This is a genomic window from Aminobacter sp. DSM 101952 (assembly GCF_001424795.1).
GTDB classification, from domain to species: Bacteria; Pseudomonadota; Alphaproteobacteria; order Rhizobiales; family Rhizobiaceae; genus Aminobacter; species Aminobacter aganoensis.
On the sequence record NZ_LMCL01000009.1, the window covers coordinates 22,991 to 46,439 of the forward strand.

28 protein-coding genes are annotated in these 23,449 nt (G+C 64.1%); 7 read left to right on the forward strand and 21 right to left on the reverse strand.

The window, feature by feature from the left end:
* Positions 1-9: 9 nt before the first annotated feature.
* The 4 genes from ASC75_RS09160 to mnmA all read right to left on the reverse strand — a co-directional run bounded on the left by ASC75_RS09160 (position 10) and on the right by mnmA (position 2,188).
* Entirely contained in the window at positions 10-282 is a 273-nt protein-coding gene (locus ASC75_RS09160) for a hypothetical protein (protein WP_055973485.1), read from the reverse strand.
* On the reverse strand, positions 279-524 hold the full coding sequence (locus tag ASC75_RS09165; protein WP_156381171.1) for a hypothetical protein: 246 nt from the start codon (positions 522-524) through the stop codon (positions 279-281). Before ASC75_RS09165 ends, ASC75_RS09160 begins: the two co-directional genes overlap by 4 nt.
* Before the next feature lie 92 nt (positions 525-616).
* Positions 617-985: a DUF1232 domain-containing protein gene (locus ASC75_RS09170; RefSeq protein ID WP_055973494.1), complete on the reverse strand. Its 369-nt coding sequence runs from the start codon at positions 983-985 to the stop codon at positions 617-619.
* Positions 986-997: 12 nt separating this feature from the next.
* Positions 998-2,188, reverse strand: a complete 1,191-nt coding sequence (gene mnmA, locus ASC75_RS09175; RefSeq protein ID WP_055973496.1) for a tRNA 2-thiouridine(34) synthase MnmA — start codon at positions 2,186-2,188, stop codon at positions 998-1,000.
* Between the two features lie 269 nt (positions 2,189-2,457).
* Here mnmA and ASC75_RS09180 point away from each other — a divergent pair, with 269 nt between their 5' ends.
* Positions 2,458-2,733, forward strand: coding sequence for a DUF1153 domain-containing protein (locus ASC75_RS09180; protein WP_013529904.1), 276 nt, complete (start codon positions 2,458-2,460; stop codon positions 2,731-2,733).
* Between the two features lie 91 nt (positions 2,734-2,824).
* Here ASC75_RS09180 and ASC75_RS09185 read toward each other — a convergent pair whose 3' ends face one another.
* The gene (locus tag ASC75_RS09185) at positions 2,825-3,280 is read right to left on the reverse strand and encodes a paraquat-inducible protein A (RefSeq protein WP_055973498.1); all 456 of its coding nucleotides are present in this window, start codon (positions 3,278-3,280) and stop codon (positions 2,825-2,827) included.
* Between the two features lie 91 nt (positions 3,281-3,371).
* Positions 3,372-4,298, reverse strand: a complete 927-nt coding sequence (locus tag ASC75_RS09190) for an NADP-dependent oxidoreductase (RefSeq protein ID WP_055973502.1) — start codon at positions 4,296-4,298, stop codon at positions 3,372-3,374.
* Between the two features lie 156 nt (positions 4,299-4,454).
* On the opposite strand from ASC75_RS09190, the gene ASC75_RS09195 reads away from it, so the two are divergent.
* Positions 4,455-4,790 (forward strand): helix-turn-helix domain-containing protein, encoded by a 336-nt coding sequence (locus tag ASC75_RS09195; RefSeq protein WP_244487798.1) that lies wholly within the window; start codon positions 4,455-4,457, stop codon positions 4,788-4,790.
* Positions 4,791-4,838: 48 nt separating this feature from the next.
* Here ASC75_RS09195 and ASC75_RS09200 read toward each other — a convergent pair whose 3' ends face one another.
* The gene (locus tag ASC75_RS09200) at positions 4,839-5,216 is read right to left on the reverse strand and encodes a flagellar export protein FliJ (protein ID WP_055973508.1); all 378 of its coding nucleotides are present in this window, start codon (positions 5,214-5,216) and stop codon (positions 4,839-4,841) included.
* Positions 5,217-5,667: 451 nt separating this feature from the next.
* Here ASC75_RS09200 and ctrA point away from each other — a divergent pair, with 451 nt between their 5' ends.
* Positions 5,668-6,363, forward strand: a complete 696-nt coding sequence (gene ctrA, locus ASC75_RS09205) for a cell cycle two-component system response regulator CtrA (protein ID WP_018429116.1) — start codon at positions 5,668-5,670, stop codon at positions 6,361-6,363.
* Between the two features lie 84 nt (positions 6,364-6,447).
* Here the strand turns inward: ctrA and ASC75_RS09210 are convergent, their stop codons facing one another.
* Entirely contained in the window at positions 6,448-6,816 is a 369-nt protein-coding gene (locus ASC75_RS09210) for a response regulator (RefSeq protein WP_055973611.1), read from the reverse strand.
* 228 nt (positions 6,817-7,044) lie between these two features.
* A complete protein-coding gene (locus ASC75_RS09215) occupies positions 7,045-7,674 on the reverse strand; it encodes a histidine phosphotransferase family protein (RefSeq protein WP_055973614.1) in 630 nt (209 codons plus the stop codon).
* 382 nt (positions 7,675-8,056) lie between these two features.
* Here ASC75_RS09215 and ASC75_RS09220 point away from each other — a divergent pair, with 382 nt between their 5' ends.
* Together ASC75_RS09220 and ASC75_RS09225 are read left to right on the forward strand one after the other, a co-directional pair.
* A complete protein-coding gene (locus ASC75_RS09220; RefSeq protein ID WP_244487800.1) occupies positions 8,057-8,590 on the forward strand; it encodes an EipA family protein in 534 nt (177 codons plus the stop codon).
* Between the two features lie 105 nt (positions 8,591-8,695).
* Positions 8,696-9,823, forward strand: a complete 1,128-nt coding sequence (locus ASC75_RS09225) for a hypothetical protein (protein ID WP_055973514.1) — start codon at positions 8,696-8,698, stop codon at positions 9,821-9,823.
* Positions 9,824-9,825: 2 nt separating this feature from the next.
* Here the strand turns inward: ASC75_RS09225 and ASC75_RS09230 are convergent, their stop codons facing one another.
* The 5 genes from ASC75_RS09230 to ASC75_RS09250 all read right to left on the reverse strand — a co-directional run bounded on the left by ASC75_RS09230 (position 9,826) and on the right by ASC75_RS09250 (position 13,418).
* The gene (locus ASC75_RS09230) at positions 9,826-10,629 is read right to left on the reverse strand and encodes an RNA methyltransferase (RefSeq protein ID WP_055973618.1); all 804 of its coding nucleotides are present in this window, start codon (positions 10,627-10,629) and stop codon (positions 9,826-9,828) included.
* 58 nt (positions 10,630-10,687) lie between these two features.
* Entirely contained in the window at positions 10,688-10,984 is a 297-nt protein-coding gene (locus ASC75_RS09235) for a metalloregulator ArsR/SmtB family transcription factor (RefSeq protein WP_055973517.1), read from the reverse strand.
* 130 nt (positions 10,985-11,114) lie between these two features.
* Positions 11,115-11,879 carry a DUF2470 domain-containing protein gene (locus ASC75_RS09240; RefSeq protein WP_055973520.1) on the reverse strand — a complete coding sequence of 255 codons (765 nt, stop codon included), beginning with the start codon at positions 11,877-11,879 and terminating at the stop codon, positions 11,115-11,117.
* A 144-nt stretch (positions 11,880-12,023) separates the two neighbouring features.
* Positions 12,024-12,785: a 3-hydroxyacyl-CoA dehydrogenase gene (locus tag ASC75_RS09245; protein ID WP_055973523.1), complete on the reverse strand. Its 762-nt coding sequence runs from the start codon at positions 12,783-12,785 to the stop codon at positions 12,024-12,026.
* A gap of 96 nt (positions 12,786-12,881) precedes the next feature.
* The gene (locus ASC75_RS09250) at positions 12,882-13,418 is read right to left on the reverse strand and encodes an N-acetyltransferase (protein WP_055973526.1); all 537 of its coding nucleotides are present in this window, start codon (positions 13,416-13,418) and stop codon (positions 12,882-12,884) included.
* Positions 13,419-13,692: 274 nt separating this feature from the next.
* Between ASC75_RS09250 and ASC75_RS09255 the strand changes: the two genes are divergently transcribed.
* Positions 13,693-14,682, forward strand: coding sequence for a glutathione S-transferase family protein (locus ASC75_RS09255; protein WP_055973529.1), 990 nt, complete (start codon positions 13,693-13,695; stop codon positions 14,680-14,682).
* 24 nt (positions 14,683-14,706) lie between these two features.
* Here the strand turns inward: ASC75_RS09255 and ASC75_RS09260 are convergent, their stop codons facing one another.
* Positions 14,707-15,207, reverse strand: a complete 501-nt coding sequence (locus ASC75_RS09260; RefSeq protein WP_055973621.1) for an NUDIX domain-containing protein — start codon at positions 15,205-15,207, stop codon at positions 14,707-14,709.
* A 53-nt stretch (positions 15,208-15,260) separates the two neighbouring features.
* On the opposite strand from ASC75_RS09260, the gene ASC75_RS09265 reads away from it, so the two are divergent.
* Positions 15,261-16,196 carry a metallophosphoesterase gene (locus ASC75_RS09265; RefSeq protein ID WP_055973531.1) on the forward strand — a complete coding sequence of 312 codons (936 nt, stop codon included), beginning with the start codon at positions 15,261-15,263 and terminating at the stop codon, positions 16,194-16,196.
* Here ASC75_RS09265 and ASC75_RS09270 read toward each other — a convergent pair.
* The 6 genes from ASC75_RS09270 to ASC75_RS09295 form a co-directional block, all read right to left on the reverse strand.
* Positions 16,186-16,794 (reverse strand): hypothetical protein, encoded by a 609-nt coding sequence (locus tag ASC75_RS09270; protein ID WP_055973535.1) that lies wholly within the window; start codon positions 16,792-16,794, stop codon positions 16,186-16,188. The two genes, ASC75_RS09265 and ASC75_RS09270, sit on opposite strands and share 11 nt — an antisense overlap.
* A gap of 152 nt (positions 16,795-16,946) precedes the next feature.
* Positions 16,947-17,744: an alpha/beta fold hydrolase gene (locus ASC75_RS09275; protein ID WP_055973539.1), complete on the reverse strand. Its 798-nt coding sequence runs from the start codon at positions 17,742-17,744 to the stop codon at positions 16,947-16,949.
* A gap of 128 nt (positions 17,745-17,872) precedes the next feature.
* Complete coding sequence (locus ASC75_RS09280) at positions 17,873-19,630, reverse strand: hypothetical protein (protein WP_055973542.1); 1,758 nt, start codon at positions 19,628-19,630, stop codon at positions 17,873-17,875.
* Positions 19,631-19,765: 135 nt separating this feature from the next.
* Positions 19,766-21,433, reverse strand: coding sequence for a 2-isopropylmalate synthase (leuA, locus tag ASC75_RS09285; RefSeq protein WP_055973544.1), 1,668 nt, complete (start codon positions 21,431-21,433; stop codon positions 19,766-19,768).
* A 380-nt stretch (positions 21,434-21,813) separates the two neighbouring features.
* Positions 21,814-22,116 (reverse strand): hypothetical protein, encoded by a 303-nt coding sequence (locus ASC75_RS09290; protein WP_244487799.1) that lies wholly within the window; start codon positions 22,114-22,116, stop codon positions 21,814-21,816.
* Between the two features lie 112 nt (positions 22,117-22,228).
* Positions 22,229-23,311: an AbrB family transcriptional regulator gene (locus ASC75_RS09295; protein WP_055973550.1), complete on the reverse strand. Its 1,083-nt coding sequence runs from the start codon at positions 23,309-23,311 to the stop codon at positions 22,229-22,231.
* Positions 23,312-23,449 lie beyond the last annotated feature (138 nt).

The following is a 23,449-nucleotide window of genomic DNA, read 5'->3' on the forward strand; positions in this document are numbered from 1 at the left end:
CGTGCCACGTCATTTGGCATTGGCCTGTGCCTTCGTCCCCAGGCACCAGTTCCTTTCGTTGAGGGCCAAGCCGTAGACGGATCGCGACAGGCAGGCGGCGGCCACCTTGACGTCACCGCCGTTGGCGCTGCGGCAAAGCGCGTTGCTGGCCTGCCACAGCTCAATCAGTTCCGGAACGGCTTCGGTGGCGTCCGGAAAACGCCATCCGGATGATTGTGCGATTGCGCCGGCCGGAACGAGGGATAATGCGAGGCCGAAAAGACGGAACAGCAGGCGGGTCATTGCAGCCTCTTCTTGTTCTGCTTCCTGATCACCAGGATTGAAAAGACGGCCAGCGCCAGGATGTAGAAGGCCACGCCAAGCGATGGCATCACGTACACCAGGGCTACCAATTCACAGGTTCCGTCCTGGCAGGTGCCGAACCAGCCGGCATGGGCAACTCCGAGTCCGATGGCCAAAGCAAGCCCGAGACTCATCGCCAGTGTCACTGCCAGCGCTGCAACGCGCCGCAAGGAAACAAGCACATTACCTCCTGGATGGCCGATCTCGGCCCAGGCCGGATCATACGGCCGAAAAAGGCGAGAGGGTGACGGCGCCACGTCGCGGGGGCGACCCGTCAGCCGAGCAGCCACCAGCCGGCAAGGGCGAGGGCCGCCAGCCACACCAGGACGACGAAGGCGAGACCGGCCAGGCTGCGCGGCCTGGCATTGATCTCGGTTGCCTGTGCACGGAAGCGGGCCATCAGTTCGGCCGGGATCATGCGGATTACCAGCCAGATGCCCAACGGTACGATCAGCAGGTCGTCGAGATAGCCGAGGACGGGCACGAAATCGGGAATGAGATCGATGGGGCTCAGCGCATAGGCAGCGACGCAGGCGGCGGCCACGCGGGCAAACCATGGCGTCAGCGGGCTGCGGGCGGCGAGATAGAGCGCCACGACGTCGCGCTTGAGAAGCCGCGCCCAGCGCTTGGCCGCTTCGAGCATGGGATGTCGCGCTTATTCCGCGGCGATGGAGCCGGGCGTCGCGGCCAGCCGCGACAGCATGGCTTCGGCATCCGCATGGCGCTCCGAGCGCTCGATGAAGCCGCCGCCGAAGACGCGCGCCTCGTTGCCTTCGTCGGAATAGAGCACGCAGGCCTGGCCCGGCGCGATGCCCGACTCGCCGTCGACGAGCTCGACCCAGGTGGCGCCGTCTTTATGGTGCAGCACGACAGGGCGCGGCGGGCGCGACGAGCGCACCTTGGCATAAAGTTCCAGGCCTCCAGCCGGCACCGCCGACAGGGCGCCGTCTCCGAGCCAGTTCATGCCGCGCAGGAAGATCTTGTGCGTCTCCAGCGCCTCGCGCGGGCCAACGACGACACGCGCGCGCTCGGCATCGATATGGACGACGTAGAGCGGCTCGCCCGAGGCGATGCCGATGCCGCGGCGCTGGCCGATGGTGTAGCGCAGGATGCCCTCATGGCGGCCAAGCACCCGGCCGTCGATATGGACGATGTCGCCGGGATTGGCGGCCGAGGGCCTGAGTTTGGCGATGATGTCGGAATATTTGCCCTGTGGCACGAAGCAGATGTCCTGGCTGTCCTGCTTGGCGGCTACCGTCAGGCCCATGCGCTCGGCCGCGGCGCGAACGTCGGGCTTCGACATGCCGCCGAGGGGAAAGCGCAGATAGTCGATCTGCTCCTGGGTGGTGGCAAACAGGAAATAGCTCTGGTCGCGGTCGGCATCGACGGGGCGGTAGAGGGAGCGATGGGCGCCGTTCTGCTTGGAGCGGATGTAGTGGCCGGTGGCGAGCGCATCGGCGCCCAGCTCGCGCGCGGTGGCCAGCAGATCGGCGAACTTGACGGTCTGGTTGCACGACACGCAAGGGATCGGCGTCTCGCCGGCGACATAGCTTTCGGCGAAGGGATCGATGACGGCTTTGCGGAAGCGCTCCTCGTAGTCGAGCACGTAATGTGGGATGCCGAGCGTCTCGGAGACGCGGCGGGCGTCGGCGATGTCCTGGCCGGCGCAGCACGAGCCGGCGCGATGGGTGGCCGCGCCATGGTCGTAGAGTTGCAGCGTGACGCCGACGACGTCGTAGCCTTCCTGTTTGAGCAGGCCTGCCACGACGGAAGAGTCGACACCGCCCGACATGGCTACAACCACGCGGGTGTCTTCGGGGCGTCCGGGCAGGTCCAGGCTGTTCATCGGGATTGCGTTCCGCTGTCTTTAGGTCGGCTGCATGCCAATGGCTGCAATATAGGTCAAGCCTCGCCGCAGTGCCACCCGCACCGGGCCGATGCGCCTTTTTCCGGCGCGCAATCAGGCAACTGGGCAGATGGTTAAATTGCGGACGGAGAGTCTAACGATCCGTTCACGTTCGTTACTTAGCTCTTAGTAGACGCTTAGGCAATTTTTAAAGCTGTGGCGCTAGTGTGGCAGGTGATTGGGTCTTTGAGTTTTTAGTAGAGAGTACGATGACCGATCTGGTTAGACCGCGTGTCAAATATGTTATCGGGCCGGACGGCAGCCCGCTTACGATTGCCGATCTGCCCCCGACCAACACGCGCCGGTGGGTCATCCGCCGCAAAGCGGAAGTGGTCGCAGCGGTCAGGGGAGGGTTGCTCAGTCTCGACGAAGCGTGCCAACGCTACAAGTTGACGACCGAGGAGTTTCTGTCCTGGCAGGCTTCCATTGACGAATACGGCCTTGCCGGCCTGCGCACCACGCGCATCCAGCAATACCGTCATTGACACCGGCCGTAACGGCCAACCAACAAGAAAGGGTGCGGCTTGCCGCACCCTTTTTCGTTTGAGCAAGGGTTTCCCCGGCATCCGACGCCAGTCACCGGGCTGCCTCCTGCGTCGGCCGATGCTTGATGGCGGCGGAAGCGGTTGCCGTCAGGACCACCGATGCCGCGAAGAACCACAGGCCGGGCTTGGTAAAGGCGGTGGCGAGGCCCGATGTCTTTGCCGCAAAGATCACCAGCGCCACCAGGATCACGTCGAGCATCGACCAGTTGGACAGGGCGCGAAACCAGGCGGGAACGCCGGTGCCCGGATGCCCATAGGCAGCGTTGTGCAACAGGCCGAGCTTAAGGGCCGGAAAGGCCACTGAAAACAGCGCAACGATCGTGGCCAGCAGCCAATCGCCGCCGCGCCAAAGGGCCGAGATCATGCCGATCAGCGAAGGTTCTTCGGAGAAGAAATAGAGCCGATCGACGTGGATCAGCGGCAGAACGAGGCCGAACGCGAAGCAGGCGGACGCTGCAAACAGGATCAGGGGCAAGAGCGAGCGCATCGCCAAGCTATAGCGAAAGCTTGAATGATAGAGAAGCCGGGCGACGATGCGCCGCCCGGCCTCTCCATTTCCAGAGCCGTAGACGTTACTCTCAGGCCGTCAGCACGACCTTGCCAATCGGCTTGTCGGCCAGGAAGCTGTGGGCGGCTGCCGCCTCGGCCAGCGGGAAGCTCCTGGCTACATGCACCTTGAGCTTGCCGGCCTCGACCAGCTTTGCCAGTTCCTCGAGGCCGGCACGATCGGGACGCACCGAAATGCGCTCGATCCTGATGCCGCGGGTTTCAGCTTCGGCCGCGGCCTTGTCGGTCGCGCCCAAGAGCACCACCAGCGTGCCGCCGTTCTTCAGAACCTTCAGCGACTTCTCGGGATGGTCGCCGCCGAGCGCCTCGAAGACCATGTCCACCGGGCCTGCCTTTGCGATGAAATCGTTGCTGGTGTAGTCGATCACCTCGTCGGCGCCGAGCGAGCGGACGAAATCGACCTTGCCGGGGCTGGCGGTGGCAATGACATAGGCGCCGCGCGCCTTGGCGATCTGCACGGCGAGGTGGCCGACGCCACCGGCTCCCGCCTGGATCAGGACGCGGTCGCCGGCCTTGAGGCGGCCGAAAGTCACCAGCCCCTGCCACGCGGTCAGCCCGGCCAGCGGCAATGCGCCTGCATCCAGATGGTCCAGCGTCTCGGGCTTGCGGGCTAGCTCCGACGCCGGTGCCGTCACCAGTTCGGCATAGGCTGCCGCTTCGGCCGGGAAACGCGGCATGCCGAAGACCTCATCGCCGGGGGCAAGGTCGGTGACGCCCGAACCGACGGCCTCAACGGTGCCGGAGACGTCCCAGCCGACGGTGAAGGCGGGTTCGCCGAGCAGCGGGTAGTAGCCGCCGCGCACGGCGGCATCGACCGGGTTCACGCCGGCCGCCCTGGTGCGGATCAGCACCTCGCCGGGCTTCGGCTGCGGGGCGGGGACGTTGGCCAACTCGAGGACTTCGGGGCCGCCGACGGTGGTCTGGGTAATGGCACGCATGGGATGGTCCTCCTTGGGATGAATGCATGTGCCACTATCATTTGGATAGTATTTATCGATTGTCTAGAATGTACCTCCATGATATATAGGTACCCTATGGATAGTGAATGCGCACCCGACACCCCATTCGGCTATGACGCCTTCCGGCGCCATTGCATGTCGCACACCGTGCTCGAAATGCTGGCGAGCAAGTGGGTCTACCTGGTCGTCGGGGCGTTGAAGCCGGGCAGGCGGCGCTATGGCGAGCTCCAGCGCAAGGTCGAGGGCATCACGCCCAAGATGCTGACGCAGACGCTGCGCGTGCTGGAGCGCGACGGCCTGGTGCGGCGCGAGATCTTCCCGGTCATTCCGCCAAGGGTCGAGTATGAGCTGACCGACCTCGGCCGGAACCTGGCGGACCTGCTCAATCAGATCAGGGTGTGGTCGGAGCAGCACGCGCCCGATATCCGCGACGCGCGGGCAAGGTCGCTCGAAGGCGAGCTTGCCGGGTAGGGCAGGCCGGGTGCTGTCAGGGCAGCTTCTGCGAGGATGTGCGGCTTGTCAGCCGATCATCGCGCTGCGGCCGCCGGTTTCGGCCTCGCGGGTGGTGCGATCGCGCGATTCCAGCATTTCCGCCTTGGACAGCTCCGCTTCAGCTTCGGAGAGTAAGGATTCGGCAGCGGCGCGCTGTTGCGCCAGGTCATGCTGGGAGTTCTTCAGGTTGTCACGTCGTTGCCGCGCCGCCTTGGCGAAGGTCGGATAGGCGAAATGGTTGAGATCGGTGATCCCCGCCTTCTTTTCCTCGGCGACGATCTGCATCTCGAGTTCGTTCGCCATGCGATCGAACTCGGCGATCATCGAATCAAGCTGCATCAGCTGGCGGCGCTTTTCGTTCACCTGAAACTGCTTGAGCCTGACCAGGTTCTCACGTGATTTCATGACCCGATACTCCCGAACAACGAAAAACGCACTTGCACTCGCCTATTTCGGCCCCGAAGGACCCTGCCGCACCCGAACCGGTTCTCGACACCCGGTTATGGAAAACAAACTTTTAAAGTTTTTCTCCGCCGGTAACCATTCGTTTACGGGCATCGTTAATCATACCCATCGAGACTTAAGGCCCGGTAAAGATTCTGGTTTTCGCCGCGAATGTGATCGGTCCTTCTCCGGAGTCGCTTAGTCAGCCTTGTTAATGCGTCGCGTTAAGATGTTGACCGCGTGATTCATGTTTGGATTCAAGAGGGTGTATGCGCCGGTTAAAATTTCTGATATGGTCTTCCATACGAAATTAGGTTTTGTTAACCATTCGATGGCAGCCTCCGATTCAGTAGCACTGGGCCGGTATGGACGAGACCGCGAAGATGTTCCGGCAGCAGAAAAGGGGATTTGAATGCGCGTTCTGCTGATAGAAGACGACAGTGCAACCGCACAGAGCATCGAATTGATGCTCAAATCGGAGAGCTTCAACGTCTATACGACCGATCTCGGCGAAGAAGGCGTCGATCTCGGCAAGTTGTATGACTACGACATCATCCTTCTCGACCTGAACCTGCCCGACATGTCGGGCTACGAGGTTCTGCGCACATTGCGCCTGTCCAAGGTCAAGACGCCGATCCTGATCCTCTCCGGCATGGCCGGTATCGAGGACAAGGTGCGTGGCCTGGGCTTCGGTGCCGACGACTACATGACCAAGCCGTTCCACAAGGACGAACTGGTTGCGCGCATCCACGCCATCGTCCGCCGCTCGAAGGGCCATGCCCAGTCGGTCATCATGACCGGCGACCTGATCGTCAATCTCGACGCCAAGACGGTCGAGGTCGGTGGCCAGCGCGTGCACCTGACCGGCAAGGAATACCAGATGCTGGAGCTGCTCTCGCTACGCAAGGGCACGACGCTGACCAAGGAAATGTTCCTCAACCACCTCTATGGCGGCATGGACGAGCCCGAGCTGAAGATCATCGACGTCTTCATCTGCAAGCTGCGCAAGAAACTCGACGCCGCATCCGGCGGCCAGAACTTCATCGAAACCGTCTGGGGTCGCGGCTATGTTCTGCGCGAACCGGAAGAGCTTCGCGAAATCGCCTGATTTCTTATCTGCCTTCAGTCAAAACCCGGCCTTCGTGCCGGGTTTTTCTTTGCCTCAAATCGGGCCTCGAATCGGGGCAGCGAATCAGGCGGCGACGTCGAAGGCGCGGAAACGGTCCAGCAGTTGCGGCCTGGTGAACGGCTTCAGGAGGTAACCCTGCGCGCCGGCACGCTTGGCGCGCATGATGGCGCCGATGTCGACTTCGGTCAGGCAGACCGCGATCTGCGGCTTGACCGGACTGTTCAGGGCGCGGACGCGGCGGATGAAGTCGGCGGCTGCCATGTCCTCGAGCGCACCGTCGACGACGATGATGTCGGGCATGTCGTAGGCACACACGTCGAGCCCTTCGGCGCCGGTCGACGCCTCGACCACGGCCATGTCGGGGCCGTTGAGGATACGTTTGGCGACTTTGCGGATGACGCTGGAGTCATCGACGAACAGGCAGCGCTTCATGGCCCGGTCCTTCTTGCGGCAGCCGGACGCGCCTGGCGCGCCGGGGTGATGCACTCACCCTAGCGCGACCTCGTAAAGAAGCCGAAAACCCGAATGGTAAAATTCGTGGAAACGTCGCCGGTCGTCGAGGCCGGCGACAGTGCAGGCCGGGTGCCACGAAGTCCCATGCCCCCGGCAAGCGCAGGCGGCCAGAATTACCTTGCGAATATTGGCGCGCGGCGCGCCCTTTTACTCGGCAGTCAGCAGAATTTCTTCCGGTGTGGCGTGGATCGAGATCGTCATGCCGGCCTCGCGTGCGAGCAGCAGCGTGTAATAGGGCTGAACCGAATGGGCGTCGATCGGCTCTTCCGGCTTCTGGCCGGAATGCAGTTCGAGGAACTTCGGCGGCACGCGCAGCATCGGGCCGCTGGCCGACAGGGTGAATTTCGGCGCGGTCTCGACGTTTTCGAGCGTGACGCCGAGCTTGCCGCCGCGCGGGATGGCGGCATGAGCAACCAGGAGCAGGTTGAGCAGCAGCTTGACCTTGTTCTTGGGCAAAAGCGCGCGTCCGCCCGACCAGGCCAGTTCCGGCTTCTCGTTCTTGAGAAAGGCGGTGGCGACCGCCTCGGCGTCGCCGGTGTCGATCAGCATGCCGGCCGAACCGGCCGCACCGAAGGCGATGCGGGCGAACTGCAACCGCGCCGAGGCGTTGCGCGCGCTGGTGCGGATGAGGCGCATGGCGTCCTCGTCGGCGCCGCCCTCGTCGAGCAGTTCGAGACCGTTGTTGATGGCGCCAACCGGCGAAATGATGTCGTGGCAGACCCGGCTGCACAGCAGCGCTGCGAGATCGGGGGCGGAAAGCATCATCAAATCGGCCATGAACGGCATCCCTCGGCAGCAGCCTATGCTCAAAATGAGACCAGGACCCACCAATGCGAATCAGGGCTGGTCGACGGTACTCTTGGTTACACAGCGCGTGTTACGGCGGCAAGAATCAGCACAGTGGACTTGATTAAAATGCCTACATTTTGGCGCAAATCCGGCCTTTCCACAGGGTTTTGCGCCTTTGATCCGCCATCTTCATCAGGCAGTTTAATGGTTGAAAAAGGATTACGGCATAGTTTGCCGGAGTTGGACGAGCCAGCCGCCGATCAAGAGCAGCAGCAGTCCGGGGCGTCGGAGAAAGTGTGCTCCCTGACGGAGATTTGGAAGCATGATTTCCCGATTCTATGGCCGGACGTTCGCCCGGCTTGTTGCCGCGATGTTCGTCCTTGTCGGCGTTCTGGCATTTTCGACATCTGCGTCTCGCGCGCAGCAATACACGGCGCAGGAGATCCTCGATTCCGGACACCGGTTCTTCGGCTCGACGTCGGGCGGTCTCGCTAGCGTCGTCGAGAAGGTTTTCGCGTCCTATGGCCTGCCGAACGGCTATGTGCTCGGCGAAGAGGGTTCCGGCGCCTTCGTCGGCGGCCTGACCTATGGCGAGGGCACGCTCTACACCAAGAATGCCGGCGACCATAAGGTGTTCTGGCAGGGGCCCTCGCTCGGCTGGGATTTCGGCGGCCAGGGTTCGCGTACGATGATCCTGGTCTACAACCTGGATGACATCAATAACCTCTACGACCGCTATGGCGGCGTCGCCGGTTCGGCCTACATCGTTGCCGGTGTCGGCTTCAACGTGCTCAAGCGCGGCAACATCCTGCTGGTGCCGGTGCGCACGGGCGTCGGGGCGCGGCTGGGGGTTAATCTCGGCTACCTGAAGTTGACGCAGCAGCCGACGTGGAATCCCTTCTGATTGTGTGAAGAACAGGCTGGTCGGGTGCCATAGCATTTGCAGCGGAGCTGGATTCCTGCCATGTGAACATGGCAAAGTCGGCCTGTCCGTAACGGGTAAAGTGTCTTGGTCCAGTCGATCCTGTTTTTCGTTCTTGGCTTCCTGACCGCCGGGTTTCTCGTGCTGCTGGTCGCGCCGTCGGTATGGCGGCGCGCCGTTTCGGTCACGCGGCAAAGGGTCCAGGCGAAGCTGCCCATGACGCTGGACGAGATCCGCGCCGACAAGGACAGCCTCCGCGCCGAACATGCCATGGCCCTGCGCAAGGTCGAGGTCCAGCTCAAGGCATCCCAGGAAAAGGTGCTGGCGCAAGCCATCGAGCTCAGCCGCAACCGCGAGGCGAAGAAGCTGGTCGCCGACGGCCATGCCGAGAAGGACCGGGTGGTCAGCGAGCTGGAGGCCAAGCGCGGCGATCTGCATGAAGAGATTGGCAAGCGCGACGAGCAGGTCAAGGCGCTTGCCGAGCAGCTCGCCGAAGCCGAGCGTCTCCTGGAGAAGCGGTCCCAGGAGATCGAGGAGATGGGCAGGCTCTATGACGAGGCCAGCCTTTCCTCCAGCAATCGCCAGATCGAGCTGGTCAGCCGCGAGAGCGAGATGGGCAAGCTGTCTGACGACATGTCGTCGCTGCGCAATCAGCGGAAAGACACGGACCGGCGGCTGGGCGAACTCGAGGCCGACAATAAGGCCGTGCGCGAGGCGCTGATGGCCGAGACCAAGCGGGCGGGCGAACTCGACAAGAAGCTGCAGCAGATGGTGACGTCGCTGAGCGACCGCGACGACAAGATCGAGCGGCGCGAGGGCGAACTTGCCCGGATACGCGCCCAACTGAAAAGCGCGCCGGCGGCGCAGGAGGCCGGCACCATGAGCAACGGAACCGTCCAGTCGGCCGAGCGCGAACGTCTCGAAGGCCGGCTGACCACGCTCATGCGTGAAAACAAGCGGCTGAAGGGCGAGCTTTCCCGGGCAGGACGCTCTGCCCCGGTGGCTGGCGAGGATTCGCTGCTGCGCGAGCAGATGCACGAACTCGCGGCCGAGGTCGTGGCACTCACGGCGCGACTCGAGGGGCCGGAATCGCCCATCGCCCAGGCGCTCGCAAAGGCGGGAGGAACCCCGGCTCCGAGCAATGACGACAGGCCGGCGATCATCAGCCTTGCCGACCGGGTCAGGGCGCTGCAGAAGTCTCCGCCCGCCGAATAGGCCTATCCGGTTGCGTCGGTGAAATAATGCAGCGCGATCGCCGAGGCGGCCGCGACGTTGAGGCTGTCGAAGCCCGGCGCCATCCTGATCCTGGCCGTGGTCAGCCGCTTGAGCAGCGGCTCGGGCAGGCCTTCCCCTTCCGTCCCGAGATAGAGCGCCAGCCGGCCGGGCCGCGGCATGTCGCGGATGTCGGCCTCGCCGGCCGGCGACAGCGCCAATTGCCCGAAGCCATGTCGCGACAGCGCATCGGCGAGTTCACTTGCCGTTCCACCGACGGCAAAGGGCACCTTCAATGCGGCGCCCACCGAGACCCTGATCGCCTTGCGGTAGAGCGGATCGCAGCAGGTTTCGTCGAGCAGTACCGCATCTGCGCCGAAGGCCGCGGCATTGCGGAAGATCGAGCCGATGTTGTCGTGGTTGGAGATGCCGACCGGCACGGCGACCAGCGCGCGTTCGGGCAGGGCGGCCAGCATGTCGTCGACCGAAGGCGCCACGCCCTTGCTGCCGATGGCGAGGATGCCGCGATGCATGTGGAAGCCGGCAATGGCGTCGATGACGGCAGCGGAGGCGACGTAGACGGGCATGCCGTCGGGCGCAAGGGCCAGTGTCTCGGTCATGCCGGCGAGCCGGTTTTCGAGGACCAGGACCGATTCTGCCTGGAACCTGCCGGCGGCAAACAGCACGTTGAGGACGACCTTGCCTTCGGCGACGAAGCGTCCTTCGCGGCCGACCAGATCGCGCTCGCGGATGCTGAGATAGGGCGCGACACGAAGATCGGCCGGGTCTTCGATACGGATGATGTTCATGGCTTGCTCCATAGCGGAGGGCAGGCCGCTATGGGAGCCGAAAAGGCATGGATGCCCGTCAGGCGTCGTCGAAAATGCCTTCCAGCGTGCCGAGCAGCTTGCGCACGGCTTCCGACTTGCAGGTGTAGTAGATCATCTGCCGGTCGCGACGTGTCTCGACCAGTTCCTCGTTGCGCAGCCGCGCAAGGTGCTGCGAGAGAGCCGACTGGCTCAGCGACACCTTCTCAGCGATGGCCCCGACCGACATTTCCGTGTCGAGCAGGTGGCTCATGATCATCAGCCGCTTTTCATTGCCCATAAGCGTCAGCAATGAGGCAGCGGCTTCAGCGTTTGCCGTCAGTTTCTTCGGTTTCATGCGTACCCCGTGCATCTTCAATGCTTTCCGGTGTCATGGGGGCAACAACACCGAATTACCACGATAGATCCTCAATGGAATCGATGGAAGATCTAACAAATTCAGCAGAAATCAGCTTTCCTCTAAAAAATCAAGACTTTGCTTCGCGACCTACTCTTGCCATTTCGACAAGGCTACGCCTGAGATCGGCCGCTTCGACAAGCATTTCCGGGAAAAGTACCCGTCCGGTCTCGTCACCGGCAGCAAGATCCATCCCCTCCGGATCGAAACCGCTCAGTGTCCAGGAGCCCTCGGCGAGCCTGCCGAAATGGCTTGCGCAGATGGCGATCGCCTCGCGGTGGTCGGAATTCATGTGGTCGAGCGCCGACTGTTCGGCGCCGGCGATGGTCTCCACCGCGGGGCCTTTCAGCAACAGGTCGTCGCGGCTGAGCAGGTAGGCCTTGCCGAAGCCGCCATTGAGGTTGGCGCGCTCAAGCTCGAGCCGGAAGACGGCGAAGTCGCCAAGCCCGACATAGAGCCTGGCCTTCGGATTGCGGTTGACGTAGCGGCGTTCGGCGCGGGCCTGCTCCGGCGTGCCACGCTCCAGGCGAACCGCCCGGCAGAACAGCGTGATGCGCGGATAGGCGAGCGGGTCGCCCTTGCCGATCTCGCCGACGAGAAGCGAGCAGCGCGGATCGGCGACGATGGCCCTGGTGTGGGCGGAAAGGCCCGAGATCAGGATCAGCGGCGTGCCGTCGACATCGGTCGCGGTGCCGACGCGGCTTGCCAGCGGAGCGCCGGTTTCCGGCTCGATGACGGCGAGGGCGCCATGCCGCGCGGTGCGCATCAGCGAACGCGCCAGCGCGATCGCCTCTGCGTCGGTTTCGCGGATGACATCCTTCTTGCGCTCTTCCACGCCTGCACCGTCAAATGTGAATAATTCAATCTACTTATCTTTATCCTTGCAGGTTTGGCAAGACGTAGCTTGTGCAAGACGAAAACAGCCCCGGAGCTTGCGCATCCGGGGCTGTCGAACAAACAACATGCAGGCTTCGGCTGTTTACTTGGGCGCCATGCGGATCGCGCCGTCGAGGCGGATGGTTTCGCCGTTGAGCATCTGGTTCTCGACGATGTGCAGGGCAAGTGCGGCATATTCCGACGGCTCGCCGAGGCGCGGCGGGAACGGCACGGCGGCGCCAAGGGAATCCTGCACCTCCTGCGGCATCGCTGCCATCATCGGCGTCTTGAAGATGCCGGGCGCGATGGTGGCGACGCGGATGCCCGAGCGGGCGAGGTCGCGGGCGATCGGCAACGTCATGCCGACGACGCCGCCCTTGGAGGCGGAGTAGGCGGCCTGGCCCATCTGGCCGTCATAGGCGGCGACCGATGCCGTGCTGATGATGACGCCGCGCTCGCCGCCCTGCAGCGGCTCCAGCTTGGCCGCACCGTCGGCGAACAGGCGGATCATGTTGAACGAGCCGATGAGGTTGACCTCGATCACCTGGCGGAAGACGCTCAGGGGATGAGGGCCGTCCTTGCCGACCGTCTTCACGCCGACGGCGATGCCGGCGCAGTTGACGAGGATGCGCGGGGTTCCGAGCTTGGCGGCGACTTCGGCGAAGGCCGCGACGGCGCTCTCTTCATTGCTGACGTCGCAGCGCACCGCCACGCCGCCGATGTCGGCGGCAACCTTTTCGGCGCGTTCGAGGCTGAGGTCGAAGATCGCAACCTTGGCGCCCTTGGCCGCAAGTGCGCGTGCGGTTGCCTCGCCAAGGCCGGAGCCGGCGCCGGTGACCACTGCGATCTGCCCGTTTGGATTCATGTCAGCCTGTCCTCTTCTTGCTGTGAACGCATGGTCTAGCGCATCGATCCGAAAACCGAAATCGCTTTCGGATCGCGCAGGGAAAGGCTGTCGCGTTCAGGCAGGCTCGGCCACGCGCTGGGGCGTCTTGGCCAGATCGGCGTGGCAGACTTCGCCTGACAGCAGGGCGACGGCGCCGGGAACGATCTCGTGGGCAAGCAAACGGTTGAGATCGACCGGCCGAGGCATCTCGATCTGCCCGCGCGGGATGCGGGCAAAGCCGAGCGGCCCGTAATAGGGCTCGTCGCCGACCAGGATGACTGCCGGCTCGGTCGCCTTGGCGGCTGCTGCCAGCGCCATGGCGACCAGCTTGCGGCCGATGCCGAGGTTCTTGAAGTCGGGTCGCACGGCGAGTGGTCCCAGCATCTGGGCGCGGCCGTCGCCGGCGGCGATCGGCGTCATCCGGACCGAGGCAACGACCTGGCCGGCATGCATGGCGACAAAGGACAGCGAGCGATCGTGCGGGCCGCCTTCGCGGATCTTGTAGGCAGCGCGGGTGAAGCGGCCTGGACCGAAGGCCTCGGCATTGATGTCGTCGATTTCGAGGTCGTGCGCGGGGGTTTCCGGCAGATAGGTGACGTCGGCGAGGGTCATGTTCGTTGCAGTCCGGTGTCCTGGGATGAGGTGCCGCGAGCCAAGCCGCAGCGTTCGCAAGTCAGCGCTTTAGGCGCGTGCGCTCATTCGTCGTCGGTCAATCCGGATACTTGCAAAGCAATGTGACATCGAAATGCCCGCTATCATCATTTTGCGCGGTCGTCCATCACGGATTTTGCGACTGTGGCCCTAACGTTGAACGATCCGTTCAGGATGCGGCACTTCGGATTGCCGGTGTCATGCCCTACATGCTGGCAAACGAAAGGATTTCACGATGGGATTGCTGGTCGAAGGTAAATGGCAGGACCGCTGGTACGACACCAAGTCGACGGGCGGCAAGTTCGTGCGCTCGCATGCGCAGTGGCGCGACTGGATCACCGCTGACGGCAAGCCTGCGGAAGGCCGGACGCGCGGTTTCAGGGCCGAGCCGGGCCGCTACCACCTCTATGTCTCGCTCGCCTGTCCGTGGGCGCACAGGACGTTGATCTTCCGCGCCCTGAAGAAGCTCGAGGACATCATCTCGGTCTCGGTGGTTCATCACCACATGGGCGAGAACGGCTGGACCTTCCGCACCGACGACGGCGCCACCGGCGACACGCTCTACGGTCTCGACTTCCTGCACCAGGTCTACACCAAGGCCGACCCGACCTATTCGGGCCGCGTCACCGTGCCGGTGCTGTGGGACAAGAAGGACAAGACGATCGTCTCCAACGAGTCGTCCGAGATCATCCGCATGCTGAACTCGGCCTTCGACGAATGGGGCGATGCCTCGGTAGACCTCTATCCGGAAGCGTTGCGTGCCGAGATCGATGCGGTGAACGAACTGGTCTATCCCTCGATCAACAACGGCGTCTACCGGGTCGGCTTCGCCACCACCCAGGCTGCCTATGAAGAGGCCTTCGGCGAGCTGTTTGCGGCGCTCGACACCCTGGAAGACCGTCTGTCACGCCAGCGCTACCTCGTCGGCAACACGCCGACCGAGGCCGACTGGCGGCTGTTCACGACGCTGGTTCGCTTCGACCCGGTCTATGTCGGCCACTTCAAGACCAATCTCAGGCGGATTGCCGACTATCCCAACCTGTCGAACTACCTGCGCGAGCTTTACCAGGTGCCAGGCGTTGCCGAGACGGTGAACCTGCATCACATCAAGGCGCACTATTACGGCAGCCATGCCGGCATCAATCCGACCGGCATCGTGCCCGTCGGGCCGGAGGTCGATTTCTTGGCGCCGCACAACCGCGGCAAGCTGGCCAAGGCCGCCTAGTCAACTGGCCATCGATCCTCGCCCTTACCAATAGGGCGAGGGCGGCTCGCCGCCGAAGATTTCGGCGATGCGCCGACGTGTCGCCGGCGTGGTGTTTTCCGGCAATGCGTCGAGCCGGAAGAAACCGGCCTCGGCGATCTCGTGGTCGGGCAGCTTGGGCCCGTCCTGCCTGAAGGCTTCGATCAGGTAGAGCCCGACATGGTCGCGCCGGGTTGCCTGCCTGTTGAGATGGATCGATTTCAGCACGGGTGGCGCGGTGAGGGTGATGTTGCCTTCTTCCTCCAGTTCCCGTGTCAGCGATTCGACGAACGTCTCGCCGATCTCGACGCCGCCGCCGGGCAATTGCCAGCCGGGCACGTAGGTGTGGCGGATGAGGAAGATGCTGTTGGCGGCCCTGTCATGAACCAGGCCGCGCACACCCAGCGTCATCGGCCTTCGCAGCAAAAAATAGAGATGGAACAGCCTGCCGCGCAGCCGCGCCCACGGGCTCTGGCGCAGCGCACCGGAGCTGACGTCATTCCCCATCAGGCGTGCCGCCATGGGTGGAAAGCCGGAGCAGCGTCACCTAAAAGGGAAGGATGTTCAGGCTTGCGCATATCTCAGACGTCCATCTTGGTCCGCTTCCGGATGTAACCTATCGCGACCTCGCCTCCAAGCGCATGGTCGGTTACGTCAACTGGCAGCGGAACCGTAGCCGCCATCATCATGACGGTATCGTCGATACGATCGTCGCCGACCTCAAGGCGCAGGCGCCCGACCATCTCGCGGTCACCGGCGATCTCGTCAATTTGGCGCTCGACGGCGAGATCCAGCTGGCGCGGCTGTGGCTCGAAACCCTTGGCGCACCGGCCGACGTCTCGGTCGTGCCGGGCAATCACGACGCCTATGTGCCTGGCGCGTTCGACAAGGCCTGCCACGCCTGGGCACCCTGGATGGATGGCGACGGCTCCCACGGTCCTGTCGGTCGCCATACCTTCCCCTATCTGCGCGTGCGCAAGAATGTGGCGCTCATCGGCGTATCGACGGCGCGCGCAACCGCACCCTTCATGGCCAGTGGCTTCTTCCGCGAAGGCCAGGCGGCACGGCTTGCGAGAATCCTGGAGGAGACGGGCAAGCGCGGGCTGTTTCGGGTGGTGATGATCCATCATCCGCCGGTGCGCGGGGCCGTCGGCCAGCACAAGCGGCTGTTCGGCATCGGCAAGTTCCAGAGCCTGGTCAGGCGCTACGGCACCGAGCTGGTGCTGCACGGCCATTCGCATTTGCCGACGTTGCACTGGATTTCCGGGCCGTCGGGCCAGGTGCCGGTTGTCGGCATCGCCGCTGCCGGGCAGGCGCCGGGCGGCCACAAGCCCGCGGCACAGTTCAATCTCGTCGACATCTCCGGGGAGTCGGGCGACTGGAGCGTCCGGCTGACGCGGCGCGGCCTGTCGGGACCGGCGATGCCGCCCGCGGAAATCGGGACGGTCGACCTGATGGCGATGGCCGGGCGGGCGAAGGCAACGGTCAGAAGCTGACGCCGGTGGCGGCGAGGCGCAGCCAGTAGAGCGCGGCCATCACGCCGATGCCGGCGGCGGCACCGGCGACAAGCAGGCCGAAGCCGGACAGGAAGCTCGGCCAGATCGGCCGGCCGAAAGGCCGCAACGGCGGCTCCGCTTCGGCGACGGGCTCCCTGGCAAAGCTCGGCAGCGCCAGTTCGGCGCCGCCATCCATCATCTGCTGCCGCTCGACGATCCGCTCGGCGATGTAGCGGGTGACCTGGTCGGCGACGCGCTTGGTGTCGGTCGTTTCAGCCAGAACGACGCGCCCCACGCGCGTGTCGCGCACGAACCGGAACGTGCGGCGATCGCGACCGAGGGCGACATGGCTCACCGCATCGATCCACAGTCGCGGCTGCAGGCCCGACGAGATGGCGAAGTCGAAATTGTCGATGTCCTTCGGCACGTCGGCGAAGACCTGCTCCAGCTCGGCAGCCAGCAGTTCCAGCCGCATGCGGTGCGCCTCGCGCAGGTCGACGACGACGTCGGTTCGGTCCGCCGTCGCGTTCTTGACGTCGCGAATGGCGTCCGACAGCACGCGTGCCGGCTTCATCGCGGTCACGTTGTCGTCGCTCATCGCCTCGCGCCTCTGGTGTCGGTTAAGCAAGAGTTAACATAATCACGATCGCGGCGGAATTGTATCGCGCCGAAATCTCCTGGCTGCCGGGTGACGCAGTCAAAACGGTGTCCGTACAGTCCGTTAGCGGCAACGGCGCAGAATTCGATTCATCAGGCCTGATCGGCGAAGACGGGTTGGCGACGCTGGCGGCGGCGGCTCATGCGGCGCACGATGTCGGCAACGAGGACCGGCGTTTCCTCTGGCAGCATGTGGCCGATTTCCAGCACGTGATGGACGAGGAAACCGGGCGGGAGATCGTCGGCATGGCTGTAGGGCAGCACGGCGTCGTCGGTGCCCCAGACCACCATCACCGGCATGGCCAGCGAGGCAAGGTTCTCCCGCGGGATGACGCCCTGCCTGCCGTCGGCGGTCATGGCCTCGGCAAAGGCGATCAGCTTTTCGGTCTGGCCGGGGCGGGCTCGCATTTCGGTCAGGTTACGAACGGCGGCATCCGGAACCGTGCTGTCCGGGCTCGACATCTCGGCGAGACAGGCGCGGATTTCGTCGGCGCAGGCGGCGGCCGCATAGCGCCGGAGCAGGGGAGCGTTGATCTCGGGGCCATAGCCGCCGGGCGCCAGCAGTGTCAGCGATGAAACACGTGAGGGGTCGAGCAAGGCGGCGAGCGTTGCCACGGCACCGCCCATCGAGTGGCCGACGAAGTGGGCGCGGGATATGCCACGCGCCGCAAGATCGGCAAGAACGGCCTTTGCCGCCACCTTGGCCGAGCCGGCGTTGGGATAGTCGAGCGAATGGCCGTGGCCGGGAAGGTCGTAGGCAATTGTCGTGAACGTGTCGCCCAAAATGCCCACGACATCGCTCCAGATGTCGCAGCAGCCGCCAAAGCCGTGAAGCAAAATCACTACGTTTGTGCCGTTCCCCCGAACGGACGCATGGATGAAATAATTCATCTTCTCTGAAATAACCCGAAGCCGGAAATTGACTGCAACTGTAAGTTCAAATTGTAGAATTTAAAATGTGCCTGGACGCTTGTAGCGCGCCCAATATGCAGAAAAACAGTCCAAAAAGAAACCGAAGCTCAGGTTTGATTGCCCAATCCGGCCGCGCGCAGGGCCTTGGTCAGCGATTTTATCAGCTCTGCCGGATATTTGCCCTTGTTGAAGGCGGTGGCCGGATCGGTGGCGAAGGCGGGGTAGGTTGCAGAAATTTCCTTCACCAGCGATGCGGTCAGCTTCTCGTCGCCGGCGAAATGCGCGGCGATGAGGCGGGCGCCGAGATAGTGCGGCTTCTTGTTGGCGGTCAGCGAATTGGCGGCGCGTGCCGCGGCGTAGCGGTTGCCGAGCATGAATTCGCCGAGGAACAGGCCATAGTCCCACCAGCCGGGACGGGCGCTGGTGCTTTCCACCGCGCGCTTCATGATCGGCACGCCGTCGCTGTAGCTTCCCGACAGGACCAGCGCATAACCGTAGGCCGCCGCCATGGTCAGGTCGTAGGTATTGAGTTCGTAGGCCTTGCGCATCCAGCGGATGGATTCCGTGCGGTCGCCGAGGCGCGATTGCAGATAGCCGTAGGCACGGTGCGCATAGGGGCTGGTGGCGCCGGTCTGCACGGCGATATGGGCCTGCGCATAGGCGCCGTCGGCGGTGGCATCCGGGGGATAGTCGTAGTTGTCGGTCACGGCTTCGAGTTGCAGCGACGCGAGTTCGGCATAGACGATGGGGGACTTGGCGCCGCGCCGGGACAAGTCCTCCATGCATTGATAGGCGGTGCGGTGCCTCGCGGCAGTCTGGTCCATGTAGAAGTCGTCGCTCTGGAGAAGGCAGGCCACCAGCCCGCGCTGCAGCGCGTTCTGCTCGATATAGCCATAGATCATGCCGGACACGGGAATGGCCGAGGTGACGATCTCGGCCATGCGGTCGTCGATCGCATCCGGCTGGACTTCCTGGGGCGACAACACGCGCGACAAGAGGATGCGGCCGCTGGCCATGTGCTGCAGTTCGATCAGCACCGATCCCGGCGAGGGGCCCGCATTGACGGTGAAGTCGAAATCGGTCGCATCGGCCCGCCTGGTTCGCTCCGAACGGTCGCGAGCGATGAGATCGATGGTGTCGAAGCCCGACAGCGCCGTCCGCAACACGGTCGCCACCCGAGCGGCGTCGCCGCCCTCCGGGCCGAGGTGGATATGAACCGCTGGCAACTGGTCGACTGTATCGGTGACGCTGGCGGTGGCATCGCGGAAGTCGCTCATGCTGGCGGAATTGGTGCCGGACGGGCCGCCGATGTTGCGGAAGACGAGAATGCCGAGCATGACGATGACCAGTGCCATCGCCGCCCAGAAGTAGCGGAGCTGTCGCTTGACGCTGGTGCCTTGCAGCACGGGGTCGAGCTGGTCCTCGGCATGCTGCGGCGCCGATCCCGGCTCGGCGGCGGCGGGCACCACGGTTGCGTTTTCGCCCTCGATTCCGCCGGAGGCGGGCAGGTCGGGCAGGCTCTCGGCAACCGCTTCGTAGGCCGGCACGTAGCTGCCGCGGGGAATGGTGATGCGGATCGGGTCGGCTGCGCCCTCGACGGCATAATATTGGGCCAGAAGTTCGCGCAGGCGCCCGGCCTGGACGCGGACCACGGCATCGGTTGCCGAATCGAACTCGGCATCCTTGCCGAAGACATCGACGGCGATGGCAAAGCCCTTCAGCCGCTCGGCTTCGCCGGCGAGGTCGCGCTCCACGAGATAGCGCAGCAGTTTGCGTGCCCGGTCGGACCGGCCGAAGGTCTCGCTGGCAACAAGCCGCTCAAGCGCTTCGCGCACTGCGGGGGCGGCAGGCGTGGAGGCAACCAAGTATCGACCCTTTTCGAACCGGTACGAATGATCGGATCATAGTCGGCTGGCGGTGGCGCACAAGCACGCAGCGCGCCGATGCACAAACGCCTCGCCCGTTATCCACGGGCGAGGCGTGTCCGAATGGCGTTAACCCTAACGCGTCAGGATGCGATTGGCCGCCGAAACCACCGCTTCGAGGGAAGCCGCCACGATGTTGGTGTTGATTCCGGCGCCGAACAGGCGTCCGCCGGGATACTCGACTTCCATGTAGCAGATGGCCGACGCGTTGGAGCCGCGCTGGATCGAATGCTCGGAATAGTCGAGCACCGAAAGGTCGATGCCGATATGGCGGGACAGGGCATCGACGAAGCCGTCGATCGGGCCATTGCCGGTTCCCGAGATCACCACGTCCTTGCCGTTGTCGGTGATAGTCGCCTCGACGACGCGGCGGCCCTTCATCACCGGATCGGGGAAGGTCTGGTGATCGACGAATTTCAGCCGCGCGGCCGGCTGGTCGACATAGACCTCGAGGAAGCGTTCATGGATGCGCTTGACCGAGACTTCCTTGCCCTCGGCGTCGGTGATCGCCTGGATGTCCTGGCTGAACTCGACCTGCAGGCTGCGCGGCAGGTTGAGGCCGTAGTCGGCCTGCAGCACATAGGCGATGCCGCCCTTGCCCGACTGCGAGTTGATGCGGATGATCGCCTCGTAGCTGCGGCCGACGTCCTGCGGGTCGATCGGCAGGTATGGAACCTCCCACAGCGGCTTGTTGGCGACCTTGATCGCCTTCATGCCCTTGTTGATGGCGTCCTGGTGCGAGCCGGAGAAGGCGGTGTAGACCAGTTCGCCGACATAGGGGTGGCGCTCCGGAATGACCATCTGGTTCGAATATTCGTAGACCTGCTTGATCCGCTCGATGTCCGAGCAGTCGAGCTCGGGGTCGACCCCTTGCGTGAACATGTTGAGCGCCAGCGTCACGACGTCGACATTGCCGGTGCGCTCGCCATTGCCGAACAGCGTGCCTTCGACACGGTCGGCGCCCGCCATCAGGCCGAGCTCGGTGGCGGCGATGCCGGTGCCGCGATCATTGTGCGGGTGCAGCGAGATGATCAGGTTTTCGCGATTGTCGAGGTTGCGGCACATCCATTCGATCTGGTCGGCATAGACGTTGGGCGTCGCCATCTCGACCGTTGAAGGCAGGTTGATGATCAGCTTGTTGTCGGCCGTCGGCTTGATGATCTCGGTGACCGCGTTGCAGATTTCCAGCGCGACTTCGAGTTCGGTGCCGGTGAAGCTTTCCGGCGAATACTGGAAGCGATAGCCGCCACCGGCCTTGGCAGCCATGTCGGTGATCATCTTGGCGGCGTCGGTGGCGATCTGCTTGATGCCGGCGACGTCCTTGCCGAACACGACGCGGCGCTGCAACTCGCTGGTCGAGTTGTAGAAATGCACGATCGGCTTGTGGGCGCCCTGCAGCGCCTCGAAAGTGCGCGTGATCAATTCGGGGCGGCACTGGACGAGAACCTGCAGCGACACGTCGTCGGCGACGTTGCCCTCTTCGATGCACCAGCGGGCAAAATCGAAGTCGGTCTGCGACGCCGAGGGAAAGCCGATCTCGATTTCCTTGAAGCCCATGTCGAGCAACAGCTGGAACATGCGCGCCTTGCGGTCGTGGCCCATCGGGTCGACGAGCGACTGGTTGCCGTCGCGCAGGTCGACCGAGCACCAGATCGGTGCCTTGTCGATGGTCGTGGATGGCCAGGTCCGGTTGGGCAGGTCGATCTTGTGATAGGCTTGGTACTTGGTTGCGGCGGTCGGCATGCCGGCGCTTCGGCCGGAAGCTGGGGTGGTCTTGCTCATTGTCGGTCTCGTTCTCTTGGCCGCCATGCACGACATAGCGCGCATGCTTCAGCGGTCTTAAATCAGAATTCTGGATCTGTTGTGAAGAGCAAAGGAGCAGATGCCTCGGCGGCAATTCGACCGCCGGACGCTCCCTTAGCGAGCCCGGCGATCGCCGATAAGGCCGAGAAGCAGAAGAGCCGAGGAAAGCGCGCGCAGCGTCGCGCCCGCAAAAGCGGCCGGACGGGAGATTTCGATGATCTTGCGCGAAGTCATGGCCGCTCTCTTACAGGAGGCGCAGCGGGCGCGCAAGGGCGGCGCCCGCGACAGGGAGGATGCAGCCGCCCAACTCCCGCCGTGCGTCAGGCCTTGTGCAGGCGCAGCGGGCTCACCCGTTCGCGGGCGATGATGCCTTTCGCCTCGAGGTCGAGTTGCACCGCCTTTGTCCACCAGCCTGCCTTGGCGCCGCCGGGATAGAGGTCCTCGGGCAGGTGGCCGCGCACGCCCTCCTGCATCTGCGCCACCGTAAGCCCCGGCGACTTCGAGGGCAGCACCTTGAGGATCGCCAGTTTCATCGCACGATACATGGCGGCATCGGCCGGTCTGGCCTGGCCCGGATGGTTGATGTTTTCCAGTTCTACCCTTGCCGATCCATTGGGTGCCATGGCCATTCTCCCTTCCCTTGGTCTGGTTGTTCGTGACCAAAGGACGAGAGAAGGCCGTTCGATCCTACAGTGGCGATCGGTTTTGTCGTCTTGCGAGCGGTCGCGTGCCGCCTCAGTCCCTGATCGCCTTCGCCACCAGCCTTGCCAGTGCCGGGCCGAACAGCAGAACGAGCAGGAAGCGCAGCATCTGCAGCGTCAGCACGAATGACAGGTCGACGTTGTCGGAGGCCGCGGCGATGATGGCGATGGAATCCATGCCGCCGGGGCTCGTCGCCAGATAGGCGGTCAGCGGATCGACGCCGAGGATCGTGTGCAGCGCGAAGGCGAGGACACCGCAAAACGCCATCAGCGCTGCGATCGAGCCAATCACCTGGGGCAGGGCGCGCGCGGCGTGGCGCAGGATGGGCCGGGTGAAGTTCAGCCCGATCGACCAGCCGATCAGGGTGTAGCCGATGGCCAGCAGCCATTCCGGCAGCTGCAGGTCGATGCCAAGACCGAGATGGACGATGGCGCCGATGACCATCGCGCCGACGAAGTAGGGCGAGGGGATGCGCAGGAGATAGCCGAGCACGCCGCCGACGATGGCGACGCCGACCATCGTCGCGAAGGCCGGCCAGACGATGACCGGAAACCATTCGATCGCCGGTGCCTGGACGCCCGAGGTGTCGACCCAGAGCCGGGCGACGACCGCAGCGGCGATCGAGACCATGATGACGCGCAGATATTGCATGAAGGCGACGAGCCGCGCGTCGGCGCCGAAGGCATCCGCCATCAGCACCATGGCGGTCGCGGCCCCCGGTGCCGAACCCCAGACCGCAGTGGTGCCGGGCAGCACCTTGAGCCGCGAGATGAACCAGCCAAGGAAGCTGCTGGCGGCAACCGTGGCGATTGCCGCGCCCAGGAACAGCGGCCATTCGGCGGCGAATGTGATGAAGATTCCGGTCGAGATCGAGCTGGCGACGAGGCAGCCGATCAGCGCTTGCGCCGAGACGAAAAGCGGCTTGGGCACGCGGACGGTGGCGCCGTTGCTGCCGAGGAAAATGGCGACCAGCATCGGCCCGACCAGCAGGGCGGCAGGCAGATGCGCCAGCTCGAGCAGGCCGGCAACAAGGACCGAGCAGGCCAGCAGCAGCAGCCATTGCAGCCAGGGCTTCGTTTGGGAGAGCGGGGCGGCAGGCTGCGGGTCTGGCTTCATGCCGCCCTCTTAGACCCATTCGACAACGAATGTCAGGTCCAGTGCCGGCCAATCGTCGGCAATGCCGGATCTGCCCCCAACGTCGCATTGACAGCGTATGCAAAGTTCATACGCTCCACGGTCCATGCGGCGGCAGGA

What these genes read in the sequence shown, in the direction of transcription:
- ASC75_RS09195 (WP_244487798.1), top strand. Translation starts at nt 4,455, where the DNA reads ATGTCGCACACCGTGCTCGAAATGCTGGCGAGCAAGTGGGTCTACCTG.
- ASC75_RS09295 (WP_055973550.1), bottom strand. Translation starts at nt 23,311, where the DNA reads ATGAAGCCAGACCCGCAGCCTGCCGCCCCGCTCTCCCAAACGAAGCCC.
- ASC75_RS09180 (WP_013529904.1), top strand. Translation starts at nt 2,458, where the DNA reads ATGACCGATCTGGTTAGACCGCGTGTCAAATATGTTATCGGGCCGGAC.
- ASC75_RS09235 (WP_055973517.1), bottom strand. Translation starts at nt 10,984, where the DNA reads ATGAAACCGAAGAAACTGACGGCAAACGCTGAAGCCGCTGCCTCATTG.
- ASC75_RS09160 (WP_055973485.1), bottom strand. Translation starts at nt 282, where the DNA reads ATGACCCGCCTGCTGTTCCGTCTTTTCGGCCTCGCATTATCCCTCGTT.
- ASC75_RS09260 (WP_055973621.1), bottom strand. Translation starts at nt 15,207, where the DNA reads ATGGGGAATGACGTCAGCTCCGGTGCGCTGCGCCAGAGCCCGTGGGCG.
- ASC75_RS09290 (WP_244487799.1), bottom strand. Translation starts at nt 22,116, where the DNA reads ATGGCACCCAATGGATCGGCAAGGGTAGAACTGGAAAACATCAACCAT.
- ASC75_RS09190 (WP_055973502.1), bottom strand. Translation starts at nt 4,298, where the DNA reads ATGCGTGCCATTACCCAGACCACCGTCGGCGGCCCCGAAGTCCTCGAG.
- ASC75_RS09200 (WP_055973508.1), bottom strand. Translation starts at nt 5,216, where the DNA reads ATGAAATCACGTGAGAACCTGGTCAGGCTCAAGCAGTTTCAGGTGAAC.
- ASC75_RS09265 (WP_055973531.1), top strand. Translation starts at nt 15,261, where the DNA reads ATGTTCAGGCTTGCGCATATCTCAGACGTCCATCTTGGTCCGCTTCCG.
- ASC75_RS09210 (WP_055973611.1), bottom strand. Translation starts at nt 6,816, where the DNA reads ATGAAGCGCTGCCTGTTCGTCGATGACTCCAGCGTCATCCGCAAAGTC.
- ASC75_RS09245 (WP_055973523.1), bottom strand. Translation starts at nt 12,785, where the DNA reads ATGAATCCAAACGGGCAGATCGCAGTGGTCACCGGCGCCGGCTCCGGC.
- ASC75_RS09275 (WP_055973539.1), bottom strand. Translation starts at nt 17,744, where the DNA reads ATGAATTATTTCATCCATGCGTCCGTTCGGGGGAACGGCACAAACGTA.
- ASC75_RS09170 (WP_055973494.1), bottom strand. Translation starts at nt 985, where the DNA reads ATGCTCGAAGCGGCCAAGCGCTGGGCGCGGCTTCTCAAGCGCGACGTC.
- ASC75_RS09185 (WP_055973498.1), bottom strand. Translation starts at nt 3,280, where the DNA reads ATGCGCTCGCTCTTGCCCCTGATCCTGTTTGCAGCGTCCGCCTGCTTC.
- ASC75_RS09270 (WP_055973535.1), bottom strand. Translation starts at nt 16,794, where the DNA reads ATGAGCGACGACAACGTGACCGCGATGAAGCCGGCACGCGTGCTGTCG.
- ASC75_RS09250 (WP_055973526.1), bottom strand. Translation starts at nt 13,418, where the DNA reads ATGACCCTCGCCGACGTCACCTATCTGCCGGAAACCCCCGCGCACGAC.
- ASC75_RS09255 (WP_055973529.1), top strand. Translation starts at nt 13,693, where the DNA reads ATGGGATTGCTGGTCGAAGGTAAATGGCAGGACCGCTGGTACGACACC.
- ASC75_RS09230 (WP_055973618.1), bottom strand. Translation starts at nt 10,629, where the DNA reads ATGAACATCATCCGTATCGAAGACCCGGCCGATCTTCGTGTCGCGCCC.
- leuA (WP_055973544.1), bottom strand. Translation starts at nt 21,433, where the DNA reads ATGCCGACCGCCGCAACCAAGTACCAAGCCTATCACAAGATCGACCTG.
- ASC75_RS09220 (WP_244487800.1), top strand. Translation starts at nt 8,057, where the DNA reads ATGTTCGTCCTTGTCGGCGTTCTGGCATTTTCGACATCTGCGTCTCGC.
- ASC75_RS09215 (WP_055973614.1), bottom strand. Translation starts at nt 7,674, where the DNA reads ATGGCCGATTTGATGATGCTTTCCGCCCCCGATCTCGCAGCGCTGCTG.
- ctrA (WP_018429116.1), top strand. Translation starts at nt 5,668, where the DNA reads ATGCGCGTTCTGCTGATAGAAGACGACAGTGCAACCGCACAGAGCATC.
- mnmA (WP_055973496.1), bottom strand. Translation starts at nt 2,188, where the DNA reads ATGAACAGCCTGGACCTGCCCGGACGCCCCGAAGACACCCGCGTGGTT.